Here is a 15775-nt window from a genome sequence, read left to right on the forward strand (position 1 = left end):
AGGTGTTAAACAGAAATGAAAATTGGGAGTGACTGCTGGAAAAGCTAAGCGATTTGTTTACCATAACACCTAAATCGCGTGGCGCGGATGTCACGCTGGTTGCTTAAGTAAACAGAATTTAACCGTGACGCTTGCTTGTATGGAAAAACCGGGTATGACGGTTGTATCTGTACGTGCTTTTCTGGGTTAATCGCCCCGGGGACAGAAAGAAACGAAGGTTCGGAAAGCCTATGACGGCAAGTTCTAAATTCTTTGGCGCCGCTTCTGCGCTCGCCATGTCAGTGGCTCTTGTGGCTTCGGGTACTGCTGCACTCTCGCTGGCTTCGGTCAATGTTGCCGAGGCTGCTGTCGTTAGCCGTATCGAGGTGCGCGGTAATACACGCGTCGACGCGCAGTCCATCCGTGACAATATTGATATTCGTCCGGGCAAAGCCTTCACCAGCGCCGATATTGATGCTGCGGTGAAGCGTCTGTTCGCGATGGGGTTGTTCTCGGATGTTCGCATCAATCAGTCCGGCAGCACGCTCGTCGTGAATGTTACCGAACGTTCGGTGGTCAATAACGTCCTTTTCCAGGGCAATAAGAAGATCAAGGACCCTGACCTTGCTCGCGCCGTGCAGCTCAAGGCTCGTTCGCCTTACGATGCTGCGACGATGGAGGCCGATGTCGAGGCAATCAAGGGGGCCTATGCACATATCGGGCGCAGCGATGCGACCGTGAATGCGCGTACCGTTGATCTCGGCCAGGGTCGTGTAAACGTTGTCTATGAAATCAACGAAGGCTCGCGCACGAAGATTGCGAATGTGGATTTTGTTGGCAATCAGGCTTTCAGTTCCCGTCGTCTGCGTGATGTGATTTCGACCAAGCGTTCGAATCCGCTATCGTGGTTGACGCGTAACGACGTCTATGACGAGGGGCGTCTTCAGGCTGACGAGGAAACGCTCCGCCGTTTCTATTATAATCGCGGCTATGCGGATTTCCGCGTGATTTCGTCTAATGCTGTTCTCGATCCTTCGACGAACGAATACACGATCACCATCACGGTCGATGAAGGTCAGCGCTATACGTTTGGCAATGTGAGCGTCGAGAGCAACGTCGCTGGTGTTGACGGGCATGCTCTGGATCATCTGGTCAAAACGCGTTCGGGTAAGCCTTACAGCGCCAAGGAAATCGAGGATTCTGTTCTCGCAGTTACCGAAAATGTGGCTGGAAGCGGTTACGCTTTTGCGAAGGTCGAGCCACGTGGTGATCGTGATTTCGAAAACCACACAATCTCGGTTGTCTACAGCGTCGACGAAGGTCCGCGTGCTTACATTCAGCGTATTGAAATTCGCGGCAATGATAAGACCCGTGATTTCGTGATTCGTCGCGAATTTGATCTGAATGAAGGTGATGCCTTCAATCAGGTCATGGTGCAGCGTGCGAAGCGTCGCCTTGAAGCGCTTGATTTCTTCCAGACGGTCAATATCTCGACAGCACCTGGCTCCGAGCCGGATCAGGTCATTCTGGTTGTCGATGTCGTTGAAAAGTCGACGGGCGAATTCTCGATCGGTGGTGGTTATACGACTGGTGGTGAATCACCGGGTGCGCAGGTTGAAGCCGCTATCACCGAGCGTAACTTCCTCGGACGTGGCCAGTATATCCGCATTAGTGCAGGTGCCGGTCAGGACGATATGCGCAATTACGGCCTATCGTTTACCGAGCCCTATTTCCTCGGCTACCGTTTGTCGGCTGGCTTTGACGTCTTCCGTCGTACGTACCGCGTAAATGACGATTACGACGTCGAGCAGACCGGTGGTACGATCCGTTTCGGCCTGCCGATCACGGATAACTTCTCGGCAGGTATCGCGTACAATCTGGTTCAAGAAAAGTACGACCTCTTCCGCCCCGATGCGGAAAGTTACTATGCTCCAGCCTTGCTTGAGGCTGCCGACTACAGCCCTTGGCTCCGTTCGTCGATCAGTTACTCGCTGACCTATAACTCCATCGATGACATGAAGAATCCGCATGACGGTATTTATGCCAAATTCACGCAGGAATTTGCGGGTCTCGGTGGCGATGCGAAGTATATCAAGACGACTGCCAAGGCTGACTACTACAAGACGCTATCTCAGGAAGCCGATATCGTCGGTTTGCTGAGCGTCGGTGGTGGTTACATCCATGAATTTGGTAATGATGGCGTCCGTATCTTCGACTTGTTCAAAAACAATTCGGACATCATTCGTGGCTTCAAGTTCAATGGTATCGGTCCTTATCAGGATGCTGCGAACGGCAAGCGTTACTGGATGGGTGGCACGACCTATATCAACGGTACGGCTGAAGTTCAGTTCCCGATGCCACTGGTTCCTGAGAGCTTGGGTATCCGTGGTGCCGTATTTGCTGATGCCGCGACGCTTTATGGCAACGAATCCTCGCAGGGCGGCTCGCCGATCTATGGCGATGACAAGAAGCTTCGCGCTTCGGCAGGTGTCAGCTTGATGTGGGCTTCTCCATTCGGTCCGCTACGCTTTGACTATGCGTTCCCGATCGCGAAGGCTGATACCGACAAGGTTCAGAACTTCAACTTCGGTGTTTCGACCAAGTTCTAATAGATTTGCCTTTTCCCGGGGTATAACAACCCCGGGAAAGAAAGTGTTTTGATGGCAGATCCTGTTTTTTTCGCGCCTTCGCGTGAACTCACGATTGGCGATATAGCAGATTTTACCGGTGCAAGACTTCGCGACCCGAAGCTTGCGCCGCGTTCTGTTGCGCGCCTCTCTTCCCTTAAAGATGCGACTGAAGGTTCTCTCGTCTTCGTTGAGGGCAAAAAGAACGCTGACGGACTTTCTTCAATCAGTGCGGCCGGGGTTCTGTGTACGGAAACCGTCGCGGACAGCGTACCGTCGCACATAGCAGCACTCGTTACCCGCAATCCCCAGCGAGACTTTGCATCCGTGGGCCGGATGCTGTTTCCTGCATCGGTCAGACCGGTCAGCTGGTTTGGTGAAACAGGTATCTCTGCAGCGGCGATCATTCACCCGACAGCACATATTGAGGATGGGGCGACCATCGAAGCGGGAGCCGTGATCGGCAGGGGCGTTACCGTCGGTAGCGGCACTTTGATCGCTTCGACTGCTGTCGTCGGCGAAGGTTGCCAGATCGGCCGCAACAGCTATATCGCGCCGGGCGTTACCGTGCAGTGTGCCTTCATCGGCAACCAGGTTGCGCTCCATCCAGGCGTTCGGATTGGGCAAGATGGGTTCGGCTACGTTCCAGGCCCGGCGGGTCTGGAAAAAGTTCCCCAACTCGGCAGGGTCATTATTCAGGACAATGTCGAGATTGGCGCCAATACAACGGTGGATCGCGGTTCTTTGAATGACACCGTTATCGGTGAAGGTACCAAGGTCGATAATCTTGTCCAGATTGCGCACAACGTGCGGATCGGCCGTTTTTGTATCATTGCCGCGCATTGCGGCATCTCTGGCAGTTGCGTTATTGGTGACCAGACAATGCTGGGCGGACGTGTGGGACTTGCCGATCATTTGATCATAGGCTCACGCGTACAGGTTGCTGCGGCAAGCGGCGTTATGAATGACATACCCGATGGGGAGCGCTGGGGTGGTATTCCCGCGCGGCCTATCAAGCAGTGGTTCCGCGATATTGCGAACATTCGCAGCATCGGGCAATCGAGAAAGGAGCAATCCTCTGATGAGTGATGCAAATCAGACCAAGCTGGAAGCAGCAGATATCCAGGACCTTCTGGCAGTGCTGCCGCATCGCTATCCGTTTTTGCTGATTGACCGGATCGTCGATATTGATGGTGACGTCTCTGCGACCGGCATCAAGAATGTGACGATCAACGAGCCGCATTTCACAGGTCATTTTCCTGAAAAGCCGATCATGCCGGGCGTTCTGATTGTCGAGGCCATGGCGCAAACGGCGGGCGCTATTTCCTTGCTTCAGCGCAAGACCGGGCGTCCGGGTGTGGTCTATTTCATGACCATCGACAATGCGAAGTTTCGTCGTCCCGTCATACCGGGAGACAGGCTTTTACTTCATGTTAAGAAAATCAAACAACGTGCAAATATCTCCAAATATGAATGCGTTGCGGAAGTTGATGGTGTAAAGGTTGCGGAAGCTGAAGTCGCTGCCATGATCAGCACAGCTGAAGAAAACCAGTGAGCATATCAATGAAAGAAACAATCATTCACCCCACCGCTCTCGTAGAGCAGGGCGTGGAACTGGGCCAGGGTGTGTCTGTCGGCCCCTTTTGTCACATTCAGTCTGGCGCCGTCATTGGCGACAATTCGGAGTTGATGAGCCACGTAGTCGTAACCGGAGCTACCACACTTGGTGCGGGTGGCAAGGTCTACCCACATGCTGTTCTGGGGTGCGATCCGCAGAACAATAAGCATAAGGGCGGTCCTACGAGGCTTAATATCGGTGTAAACTGCATTATCCGCGAAGGCGTGACCATGCACAAAGGGTCAGACAACGCGCGCGGTTACACTTCGATCGGCGACAATTGTTCGTTTCTGGCGTACGCTCACGTGGCGCACGATTGCGATATTGGCGATTATGTTACCTTCTCCAATAATGTGATGATTGGCGGTCATACGACTATTGGTCATCACGCCATTCTCGGCGGTGGCGCTGCGATACATCAGTTTGTGCGCATCGGCCATCATGCCTTCGTGGGCGGCATGGCTGCGGTCGTGAGCGATCTCATTCCATATGGCATGGCAATCGGCGTGCATGCGCATCTCGGTGGCTTGAATATCATCGGTATGAAGCGCTCCGGCATGGAACGCAAAGAAATCCATAATCTTCGTCATGCCGTTCGGATGTTGTTCGACCGCACAAAACCGATCCGGGACCGTGCAAAGGACGTACTGATTGCGATACCGGATTCACCGGCTGTTGTTGATATGATCGACTTCATCAAAGTCGACACCAAGCGTGCCTACTGTACACCTCCGCTGGATGCGGTGCATGGCGGGGCCGGACATGACAGCGGCGAAGATTGAGACAACGCAGCGTCTCGCAGACCATGCGGGACGCGTTGCCATTGTCGCAGGGAACGGCCTGCTGCCGATCAATGTTGCAGAGGCTCTTGTGGCAGCGGGAAACGTTCCCTTCCTCGTGCCGCTGCGCGGGGAAGCCGATCCGCTGCTCTATACGTATGAGCATCAAGAAATTTCGATCGTAGAGTTTGCAAAGCTTGTGCGCTCTATGAAAGCTGCGGGCGTGGACCGCGTTGTCCTTGCCGGAGGCGTGACAAGCCGCCCCCATGTCAGCGATCTGAAGCTTGACTGGCCGACGCTGCGGGCGGTGCCTTACGTTCTGCGGGCACTGGGACAAGGTGACGATGCGCTATTGCGCGCATTCATAAGTCTGCTCGAATCTTTTGGTTTCAAGGTTGTCGGGGCGCACGAAGTTGTCCCGAATCTGCTTTCCCCATCACCGGCTCAAATTCTGACACGATCGGCGCCGGACGTCCAAGAACGCCATAATCTTGAACTTGCGATGGAGTCAGCGCTTCGCTTGGGTGATCTCGATGTCGGGCAGGGCGCGGTGGCGGTCGGCGGACGTGTCGTGGCCCTCGAGGGGGCGGAAGGCACAGATCAAATGATTGAACGTGTGCGCGAATTGCGTGCAGCTGGCCGCATACCTCGTCGGGGCGGTGTTCTCGTCAAGATGGCAAAGCCACAGCAGGATGAAAGAGCCGACCTTCCGACCATCGGGATTTCGACAGTTGAGAATTCTGCGAAAGCGGGATTATCGGGAATAGCGGTTGAGGCTGGCAGGACATTCATTCTAGGTTTCGGTGAAACCATCGCTGCAGCAAACGACAGGGGTCTCTTCATAGAGACAGTCAGTCGCGTGAGAAAGGACGCCAGGAAGTGAGCACCCAAAGCCGGCCTCTGAAAATAGCAATCGTGGCCGGTGAAGAATCCGGTGATCTTCTTGGTGCCGATCTGATCGATGCGCTGCGGAGCCAGACAGACCGGCTTGTCGATATAGTCGGCGTCGGAGGCGATCACCTCGCGGCGCGGGGCATGAAGTCTTTCTTCGATCCGCACGAGATCGCCCTCATGGGGCTGGGCGCAATTCTGAAGAATTTGCCGGGGTTGATGCGGCGCATTGGACAGACCGCGCAGCGCATAATTGCGGAAAAACCGGATTGCGTTCTTCTCATCGACAGTCCCGAGTTCACTCACCGTGTCGCTCAAAAGATAAGAGCCGCGAAACCTACAATTCCCATTGTGAAATATATAGCGCCGAGTGTGTGGGCATGGCGGCCGCAGCGTGCCCGGGCGATGAAAGCCTATTTTGACCATGTGCTGACCATTCTCCCATTCGAGGTAGAGGTCATGCAGCAGTTGAGCGGACCGAGCGCCACCTATGTGGGGCACCGTCTTTCCAGCTATGAGCCAATATTGAAGGCAAGGGCTGAACAAAAAATACTGGAATTGCAACGGACTGATGAAACCCGGAAAACGCTGCTTGTTCTCCCCGGATCTCGTCGTACTGAAATCCAGTTGTTGATGGAACCGTTTGGCCAGGCTGTGGGCGAACTTGCTGCCAGAATCGAAAAGCTCGATGTCGTTTTGCCGACATTGCCGCGCATTGAGGAAATGGTGCGGGATCTTTCAAAGAATTGGGCCGTCAAGCCGCTCATTGTGCTCGGGGATGAAGAAAAGTGGAAAGCGTTTTCCAAGGCTGACGCGGCGCTCGCCGCTTCCGGAACGGTTTCGCTGGAGCTCGCCCTGTCACGCATTCCAAGCGTGCTTTCCTATAAGGCGGACTGGTTTGCTCGCAAGTTTCTGATGCCTAAAATCACGATCTGGAGCGCGGCGCTGCCCAATATCATCGCCGATGAGCCGGTTGTTCCTGAGTATTTCAATGAGTTCGTTCGCCCCGGAATGCTTGCACGTAATCTTGAGCGCCTGATGCGGCCCGGATCGGCGCGGCAGGCGCAGCTAGACGGATTCGATAAGGTCGCTTCGATTATGGAGACGGAGCAGCCGTCTGGTGAGATCGGGGCGCGGGTCGTTCTCGAACTGGCAGGCAATAGTGCTCCCAGTTTCAGTTGAATCGCTGGAGAGTGTACGGTCTCTTTGTTTTACGCACTGAGTGCAGGACCGTACTTTTGCCGGAAATGCTTAAGCCCAAGAGTTGACTGCTTGCGAGCAGGCATAAAAAAAACCCGGTTGTTAGACAACCGGGTTTTTGCGGGCTGATGCTTATTTACGCTTTGCGAGCGGCACGTAATCGCGTTCGGCAGCACCCGTGTAGAGCTGGCGCGGACGACCGATCTTCTGCTGCGGGTCTTCGATCATTTCCTTCCACTGTGCAACCCAGCCGACGGTGCGAGCGAGTGCAAAAAGAACCGTGAACATTTCGGTCGGGAAGCCGAGGGCCTTCAGCGTGATGCCGGAATAGAAGTCGATGTTCGGATAAAGCTTCTTCTCGATGAAGTATTCATCCGTCAGGGCGATCTTTTCCAGCTCCATTGCAACGTCGAGCAGCGGATCGTCCTTGATGCCGAGTTCGCCCAGAACTTCATGGCAGGTTTTCTGCATGATTTTGGCACGCGGATCGTAGTTCTTATAAACGCGGTGGCCGAAGCCCATCAGACGGAACGGATCGTTCTTGTCTTTTGCACGCGCGATATATTCAGGAATACGGTCGACAGAACCGATTTCAGCCAGCATGTTAAGCGCGGCTTCATTTGCGCCGCCATGGGCAGGACCCCAGAGGCAGGCAACACCGGCAGCAATACATGCAAAGGGATTGGCGCCCGACGAACCGGCAAGGCGCACGGTCGAGGTCGAGGCGTTCTGCTCATGATCTGCGTGGAGAATGAAGATGCGGTCCATCGCACGCGCCAGAACCGGATTGACCTTATAATCCTCGCAAGGAACTCCGAAGCACATGTGCAGGAAGTTCGATGCGAAATCGAGATCGTTCTTCGGATACATGAACGGCTGGCCGATATGGTATTTGTAGGCCATGGCAGCGAGCGTTGGGACCTTGGCGATCAGGCGAATGGAGGCAACCATACGTTGATGCGGGTCAGTGATATCCGTGGAATCGTGATAGAATGCTGACATCGCGCCCACGCAACCGACCATCACTGCCATAGGATGGGCATCACGGCGGAAGCCCGTGAAGAACTTTGTCATCTGCTCGTGGATCATCGTGTGGCGCGTCACACGATAATCGAAGTCAGCCTTCTGGGTTGCCGTGGGCAGTTCACCGTAAAGAAGCAGGTAGCAGGTTTCCAGAAAATCACCGTGTTCGGCAAGCTGATCGATCGGGTAGCCGCGATAGAGCAGGGTGCCTTCATCACCATCGATGTAGGTGATTTTGGATTCGCACGATGCCGTGGACGTGAAGCCAGGATCGTAGGTGAACATCTGGGAGTTCTTGTAGAGTGGACCGATATCGACGACGTCTGGTCCGACAGTGCCTTGTCGCACAGGCAGGTCGAATGTTTTGCCTTCTAGTGTAAAGCTGGCTGTCCTATCTGACATCGTGTTTCCTTTCATGTCCACTTTGCCGCCCGCACGACGGCAGAATTGAAATCGTCGTTATGATTTGTCTTTTATGTCTTGGAATGGTCTCGCCCCCGCGGGAACCATTCACGCATTATCCTAACGATTTTGCCCGTCAAACTATCCCAAACAGTTCGCGATGCAATGCGTAATTTGAACTATTTACGCCGGTTTTGTCACGTCAGCGTGAATGTTCCCACCTTAACCGATTTGATCGCGAATGCGTCCCAGCGACTCTTCACGACCAAGGACGAAAAGCACATCGAACACGCCCGGAGAGGTGGCGCGGCCTGTGAGCGCTGCTCGTAATGGTTGCGCAATCTTGCCGAGTTTCATCCCGGTTTTTTCTGCGTGAGTCCGCACAGCGGCGTCGAGAGACTCGACAGTCCATTCCGCCGTAGCTTCCAGATCAGGCAGAACAGACTTGAGTACGGCGCGGCCCTCTTCATTCAGGAGGGAGGCTGCCTTCTCGTCAAGATCAAGGGGACGAGCAGCGAAGATAAACTTCGATCCATCGGCCAGCTCCACGAGAGTTTTGGCGCGATCCTTCAGGCCCGGCATGGCGGCGAGCAGTTGTGCGCGTCGCTTCTCGTCCAATGCGCCCGCGATTTCCTTGCCGCCTTCGATTTCGGGAAGAACAGCTATAAGCGCATCATAAAGCGCCCGGTCATCGCTGGCTCGCATATAGACGCCATTGATCGCTTCCAGTTTCTGAAAATCGAAGCGGGCCGCACCCTTATTGATGTCCTTCACATCGAACCATTCGATCATCTGTTCGGTCGACATGATTTCGTCGTCGCCGTGGCTCCAACCGAGGCGCACGAGATAGTTGCGCAGGGCCGCAGGCAGATAGCCCATCGCACGGTAGGCATCGACACCCAAAGCGCCATGGCGCTTGGAGAGTTTTGCACCGTCTGCTCCATGAATAAGCGGGATATGCGACATTTGCGGTACATCCCAGCCCATCGCGTTGTAGATGACGGTCTGCCGTGCGGCATTGGTCAGATGATCGTCGCCACGAATGATATGAGTCACACCCATATCGTGATCATCGACAACAACTGCGTGCATGTAGGTGGGCGTTCCATCGGAACGCAGGATGATGAAATCATCGAGATCTTTGTTAGGGAAGCGTACGTCACCCTGTACCGCATCCTGCACGAGTGTTTCACCTTGCTGCGGTGCCTTGATGCGGATGACCGGCTTCACGCCAGTAGGTGCTTCCGACGGATCGCGATCACGCCAGCGCCCGTCATAGCGTGGCGGACGACCTTCGGCCCGCGCTTTTTCGCGCATTTCTTCCAGTTCTTCCGGCGTTGCATAGCAGTAATACGCCTTGCCGAGAGCAACGAGTTCTTCTGCCACTTCGCGATGGCGAGGCGCGCGCTCGAATTGCGAGATGGCTTCGCCGTCCCAATCCAGACCCAGCCATGTGAGCCCATCGAGAATGGCAGCCGTCGCGGCGTCAGTGGAACGTTCCCGGTCCGTGTCTTCGATACGCAGCAGCATCTTGCCGCCATTGTGCTTGGCATATAGCCAGTTGAACAAAGCGGTGCGCGCGCCGCCAATGTGCAGATAGCCCGTGGGCGAAGGGGCAAAACGGGTAACGACCGGTTTCGACATGATAGCTCCACTATGTCGTGCGCCATTCCAAAGCAGCGGCAAATGCCGGAGAGACAGGCGCGAACTTGAATTCTAATGCCTGCACGAGACAACCCGGCAGGTAATCGCGGTTCGTTAAACGAACTCACTCGATTTTGGCTGCGGTTCATGTAGCATAGGCAGCAATGTGCGCAAGGGCTTCACACCCCTTTCGCACTGATGTGCCGTCGTTCTTTCGGGCTAGCTTGACGGCGTGGGCGAACTTTTGCGGTCAGGCGGGGGCATGACAGGCATTAGGGAAGCGAGCGATATAGACGAACGGGCGCTTGTCAGAAGTTTGCCTGATGGTTCGATGCGCACCTTATTTCCGGAAGCATGGCCTCTAAGTGAACCCGAAGTAAACACAACGCCCGTCAAGCTTCCCGCGCCGAGTTTCCGTGAACGGATTCTGTCTATACCGTCGCTCACGGGCAGGCAGGTCAAAGCCGCAGCCGAAACGGAAGCCGGACGAGGCATAACCTTTCTTTTGCTTCCGGTTTTTGCCGGTATTGGCGCGATAATCTATTTCACGCTTTCGTTCGAACCTGCATGGACGCCAATTCTGTCCATGCTGGCGATTGGCATCATCTTGCGAATTGCGACGCGCAGGCATTTCGCGGTGGCCCAAGGCGGGACCTTGGCCGTCGCTCTGGTCGCGGGGCTTGTTGTGGGCAAATGGGAGACGGAACGTCGGGCCACACCGATGTTGGGCTCCGACGTGGCGACGCGTGTGACAGGCCGGGTTGTTGCACTTGAATATCAGGATAATGACAGCTGGCGGATAACGCTTGAGCTACTCCAGACAGAACGCCCGAAACTTCGATTTCCGCCGAAGCGCGTTCGCATCAATGCCAGAGACATACCGGCGACAACTGCGATTGGCAGCGGACTGTCTGGTTTCGCCCGACTGCGTATTCCGTCGGGCCCTGTCCGGCCCGGAAACTACGATTTCTCTTTTCACGCTTATTTCAACGGCATTGGCGCCAACGGGTTCTTTCTCGGAACGCCCAAAGAAACGGCTGTTCCTCCACCAGACGAATTGACGGCGGAAATGTCCCAGTGGATTGCCATGCTGCGGGTCCGGGTTTCCGAGCGCATTGAGGAGGTGATCGGAGGAGAGGACGGTAGCGTCGCTTCGGCGCTTGTGGCAGGCACCCGTGCGGGGATCAGCGAGCAAACCAATGAGGATCTGCGCAAGGCAGGGCTGGCGCATATTCTGTCGATTTCGGGTTTGCATATGGCGCTCGCTGCTGGCGTTGTCATGTTGACACTACGATCCGCCTTCGCGCTATTCCCCGCTTTCAGCGTACGACATCCGGTGAAGAAATATGCGGCGTTTCTCTCCCTGTTAAGCTGTACCTTCTATCTTGCCATGTCCGGTGCGGACGTCGCTGCGCAACGAAGCTACGTGATGATCGCGGTTATGCTTGGGGCACTGCTGATTGATCGCGCTGCCATCAGCATGCGCAATCTGGCCGTCGCGGCGCTTGCCATGATAGCGCTTTCACCGCATGAAATCTTGGGGCCGAGTTTTCAAATGTCATTTTCTGCCACTGCCGCGTTGATCGCCGGTTATGCTTGGTGGAGCGAACGCAATGCGAACAGGCATATTGGTGCGGAGAAGCGTGGCAAGGCCACGTATGGCGTCGCCCGACGGATATTGAAGCCGGTCACGGCAGCGGCAGGCACCTCGCTCATTGCCGGGCTGGCGAGTGGAATTTTTGCCGCTTATCATTTTAACAATACAGCGCCTTTGGGGCTGGTGGGAAATGTCCTCGCTGAACCCGTAATCGCGCTCCTTGTCATGCCCTTTGCTGTTTTCGGGCTTCTGCTGATGCCTTTGCAGCTGGACTGGGTGCCTTTGCAGATAATGGGTTGGGGGATTTTCGCGGTCAGGCACATTGCTGCATTCGTTGCGGCATGGTCGCCAGACGGGAATCCCGGACCGATGCCCTCGCTCACGCTCGTATATTGGACCATTGCGCTGGTTCTGGCTGTGGTGCTTTCCACCAGGCTAAAGTTGTTGGCACTCCCATTTATCGTTTTAGGATTGGGTGTTTTTATGAAAGAGCCTTTTCCAGATATCGTCATATCCGAAGATGCCAAACTAGTGGGTGTACGATTGGCGGATGGAAGGCTCGCGGTTAATCGAAATCGACCATCACAATTCACAATCAATAATTGGAAAACCGCTTATTTGATCGACGAAATAATTCCCCCGGTTGCGGTAAAAAAGGAAAAGCAGTCCGCGTCCCATGGTTTCGAGTGTGATGAGGGAGTGTGCACGATCAATTTGCGTGATGGTCGCACCCTTGCCTATACCGGAGAAACCACAATGCAGGAGATCGCCTGCAATATCGGAAATGTGGTTATTCTCGCTGTTCCAGGTAAGGATGCGGCATGTCATCGTTCAACGATTACCAGCATTAGTAAACGCGATCTTGCGCTCAAAGGCGCCGTGGAAATCAGGCTCGGACAACAACGCGATGAAAATCGCTCTCTGACGACGACGGAGAAAACACCCGAAGCTGGAAAGCCCAAAACAAGCCAGCCGGGGCCTGACTTCCGGCCGGAAGACCGAATTACCTATGCCGTTGAGGCGCCAAGCCGTCCCTGGCATTTGCACCGCATCCATTCGCGCGCAGCACGCGGCTTGCCCGAAAGAGAGTACAAACCCAAATCCGCTTCCATTCAAAACGTAGCGGACTGTGCGTCAGACACGGGCGATAACCCAACACGCTGCGATTGATTGTGAGCGGTATTAGGTTCGCGTTTCAATCCCACCGTTCAATCCTGTCATGTCTCATCTTCATCAAAGCCGCTTCGCATTTTTGCTGGAAATGCTCTAGTAACGGCGGATCAGACCGACAAGCTTGCCCTGCACGCGCACACGATCAGGACCAAATATCCTCGTTTCATAAGCGGGATTAGCCGCTTCGAGAGCGATGGAGGCACCTTTGCGGCGAAAGCGCTTCAGGGTTGCCTCCTCGTCATCGACCAATGCCACTACGATTTCACCGGGGTTGGCGGAATCTCCGCGTTTGATAATCACTGTGTCCCCGTCGAAAATTCCGGCATCGATCATCGAATCTCCTTTCACCTCAAGCGCGTAATGCTCTCCCGCGCCGATCATTTCCGGCGGAAGGCTGAGGGAATGGGTCTGATTCTGGATGGCGGAGATTGGTACACCCGCAGCTATTCGCCCCATGACCGGTACGGAGACAGTGGCGGATGATGTGTCGTCATTGGTCGCTATGGGGGCAGGGCGGGCTGGCGGAGGGGGTGGCGCTTTGCCCAGACTGCCTTCTATAACGCTTGGAGCAAACTTCTTTTGCGCATTGAGCCCAGGAGCGATGGAATCAGGCAGGCGCAACACCTCAAGCGCGCGCGCTCTGTTTGGCAGGCGACGGATAAAACCACGCTCTTCCAAGGCTGTGATCAGGCGATGGATACCCGATTTTGAAGCCAGATCGAGCGCTTCTTTCATCTCATCGAAAGATGGTGGGATGCCCGTTTCTTTCAGACGTTCGTGAATGAACAGCAGAAGCTCGTGCTGCTTACGGGTCAACATGCGCGACACCCTCCCGGCCAAGAATCGAGAAAAACAAAACCAGAACGAACACTATATGTTCCAGTCTTGTTCTGCAATGGTTTTAAAACCGTTAACGTTGAATAAGAGGAAAGACAGCATGTTCTGACGCCAGGCTGTTGCCACCAAACAGGTCAGGCGACGTTCTGAATAATATATACCGCACTACGGTTTAGGATGGTTTCCTCATGTTCAGATGAAGAAGGTCGCATTATAACATGAGGATTCGGCAGTCATCGCCGATAGCGGCTGCGGGAGCATTCTCCTCCCTGATGAGAAGCGCTCTTGAGCGGACAAGCGCCGACAGCATGGACGAATCCTGCACGGGGAAAGGCGATGCGACCAATGTTCCGTCGGTACGTGATTCGACTGTCGCCCGGATATAATCGCGACGATGATCGTTAGCGGGCAGGGCGATGCCCAGCTTGGCCGGACGGATGTCGGCCTCAGAGTTGGTTCCGGCAAGTCTGGCGACAAGCGGCCTGAGAAACACAAGGCTGCACACCAGGCTCGAAACAGGATTGCCCGGAAGTCCGATGACATGGACGATCTTGCCGTTTACCTCGACGCGTCCGTACATCAGCGGCTTGCCTGGCCGCATGGCGATCTTCCAGAAATCGAGCTCGACTCCAAGTTTTCGCAGCGCGCCATGCACGAAGTCCCGGTCGCCGACGGAAGCACCGCCAATTGTAACCAGAATGTCGATATCGCTTTGCAGGCTGTCTTCTATTGCTTGCTCGATTTTCGCGGGATCATCGGGAATGATCCCCTTATCTTGCGGAGTCCCGCCGGCTCGCCTCACGATTTCGGCAATTCCAACGCTGTTCGACGCAACGATCTGATCCTTTCCGGGTATTTCGCCCGGAAGCACTAGTTCATCCCCGGTGGCAATAATTGCCACTTTGGGCTTTTTGAATACATCGATTTTCGCATTACCGCTGGCGGCTGCCAGCGATAAGGCGGCAGCATCCAGTTCGCGCCCTGTTGGAATTACAATGTCGCCCGGCGAAAAATCGAGACCCGCGCGGCGTATATGCCGCCCCGGCTCTATACCTTCGTGGACAGTCAACCGGTTGCTCGAACGCTCGGTGTGCTCCTGAATGACGATTGCATCCGTGCCCTTGGGCAACGGCGCACCTGTGAAAATGCGGACTGCCTGTCCGATTCCTAATTCGCCCTCGAAGCGGTTGCCCGCTGCCGATTCACCAATGATATCAAACTGAACAGGATAGGAGATGTTGTCGGGTGCGATCAGGGCATATCCATCCATCGCCGAACCGTCAAAAGGTGGTTGTAGAAGATGCGCCAGCACGGGCGTTGCAACGACACGCCCACCCGCATTGGACAATTCAACTTCCTCAATGCCACGCGGCTCCGCCGACTTCAGAATGCGGGCCAGTGCTTCATCGACCGGGAGAAGGGACATGGCGTTTCCTCTCAAACTGGTTTGCTGACTGTCTAAACCATAAAAACCGGCCGGAACAATTGATCCAAAGCAAAGTCTGCAGCAATCTCCAAAAGCAGTTTATGCGGTCCAGTCACCTGATTTGCCGCCGCTCTTTTCGATAACGCGAATGCCGCCGATCTCCATATGCTTATCGACCGCTTTGGCCATATCGTAGATAGTGAGGCAGGTTACTGAAACGGCGGTGAGCGCTTCCATTTCCACACCGGTGCGCCCTGTGAGCTTGGCGAGGGCACGAACGCGCAGGCCTGGCAGAGTATGATCGGGCTCGATTTCGACCGAAACCTTGGTCAGCATCAACGGGTGGCAGAGAGGAATCAGATCGGCGGTCTTTTTTGCTGCCATGATGCCGGCTAGACGCGCTGTACCTATAACGTCACCTTTTGCGGCGTTGCCTTCCACAATGAGCGCCAGCGTTTCCGGCTTCATTGTGACCGTTCCCACGGCCACAGCCTGACGTTCGGTTTCGTTCTTCGCTCCAACATCCACCATATTGGCAGCGCCGCTCTGGTCGATATGAGTGAGTTTGGAGACCATCAG

Annotated in this window: 12 protein-coding genes; 7 read left to right on the top strand and 5 right to left on the bottom strand. The window is 55.0% G+C overall.

The genetic code is table 11. The features are described 5' to 3' along the window. The first annotated feature begins 230 nt into the window (after positions 1-230). The 6 genes from bamA to lpxB are packed head-to-tail and all read left to right on the top strand — an operon-like array spanning position 231 to position 7076. Positions 231-2588 (top strand): outer membrane protein assembly factor BamA, encoded by a 2358-nt coding sequence (gene bamA, locus F9K78_RS05050; protein ID WP_121984861.1) that lies wholly within the window; start codon positions 231-233, stop codon positions 2586-2588. 51 nt (positions 2589-2639) lie between these two features. Further along, positions 2640-3695: a UDP-3-O-(3-hydroxymyristoyl)glucosamine N-acyltransferase gene (gene lpxD / locus F9K78_RS05055; RefSeq protein WP_121984860.1), complete on the top strand. Its 1056-nt coding sequence runs from the start codon at positions 2640-2642 to the stop codon at positions 3693-3695. After that, positions 3688-4161, top strand: a complete 474-nt coding sequence (gene fabZ, locus F9K78_RS05060; RefSeq protein ID WP_112700536.1) for a 3-hydroxyacyl-ACP dehydratase FabZ — start codon at positions 3688-3690, stop codon at positions 4159-4161. The genes lpxD and fabZ overlap by 8 nt, the downstream gene beginning before the upstream one ends. Positions 4162-4169: 8 nt before the next feature. Further along, positions 4170-5006, top strand: coding sequence for an acyl-ACP--UDP-N-acetylglucosamine O-acyltransferase (lpxA, locus tag F9K78_RS05065; protein WP_121984859.1), 837 nt, complete (start codon positions 4170-4172; stop codon positions 5004-5006). After that, a complete protein-coding gene (locus F9K78_RS05070; RefSeq protein WP_121983821.1) occupies positions 4987-5886 on the top strand; it encodes an LpxI family protein in 900 nt (299 codons plus the stop codon). The genes lpxA and F9K78_RS05070 overlap by 20 nt, the downstream gene beginning before the upstream one ends. Next, the gene (gene lpxB / locus F9K78_RS05075) at positions 5883-7076 is read left to right on the top strand and encodes a lipid-A-disaccharide synthase (RefSeq protein ID WP_121983817.1); all 1194 of its coding nucleotides are present in this window, start codon (positions 5883-5885) and stop codon (positions 7074-7076) included. Before F9K78_RS05070 ends, lpxB begins: the two co-directional genes overlap by 4 nt. A 150-nt stretch (positions 7077-7226) precedes the next feature. Here the strand turns inward: lpxB and gltA are convergent, their stop codons facing one another. Next, the gene (gene gltA, locus F9K78_RS05080) at positions 7227-8519 is read right to left on the bottom strand and encodes a citrate synthase (RefSeq protein WP_121983274.1); all 1293 of its coding nucleotides are present in this window, start codon (positions 8517-8519) and stop codon (positions 7227-7229) included. A gap of 222 nt (positions 8520-8741) precedes the next feature. Continuing rightward, complete coding sequence (gltX, locus tag F9K78_RS05085) at positions 8742-10163, bottom strand: glutamate--tRNA ligase (RefSeq protein WP_121983257.1); 1422 nt, start codon at positions 10161-10163, stop codon at positions 8742-8744. 262 nt (positions 10164-10425) lie between these two features. Here gltX and F9K78_RS05090 point away from each other — a divergent pair, with 262 nt between their 5' ends. Further along, positions 10426-12930, top strand: a complete 2505-nt coding sequence (locus F9K78_RS05090; RefSeq protein WP_121983256.1) for a ComEC/Rec2 family competence protein — start codon at positions 10426-10428, stop codon at positions 12928-12930. Between the two features lie 96 nt (positions 12931-13026). Here F9K78_RS05090 and lexA read toward each other — a convergent pair whose 3' ends face one another. From lexA to moaC, 3 genes are all read right to left on the bottom strand, one after another. After that, a complete protein-coding gene (lexA, locus tag F9K78_RS05095) occupies positions 13027-13752 on the bottom strand; it encodes a transcriptional repressor LexA (protein WP_121983255.1) in 726 nt (241 codons plus the stop codon). Positions 13753-13981: 229 nt separating this feature from the next. Beyond that, positions 13982-15196, bottom strand: a complete 1215-nt coding sequence (locus F9K78_RS05100) for a molybdopterin molybdotransferase MoeA (protein WP_121985256.1) — start codon at positions 15194-15196, stop codon at positions 13982-13984. A 99-nt stretch (positions 15197-15295) separates the two neighbouring features. After that, positions 15296-15772, bottom strand: a complete 477-nt coding sequence (gene moaC / locus F9K78_RS05105; protein ID WP_121983253.1) for a cyclic pyranopterin monophosphate synthase MoaC — start codon at positions 15770-15772, stop codon at positions 15296-15298. Positions 15773-15775: the final 3 nt, after the last annotated feature.

The organism is Brucella pseudintermedia (genome assembly GCF_008932435.1).
Classification (GTDB): domain Bacteria; phylum Pseudomonadota; class Alphaproteobacteria; order Rhizobiales; family Rhizobiaceae; genus Brucella; species Brucella pseudintermedia.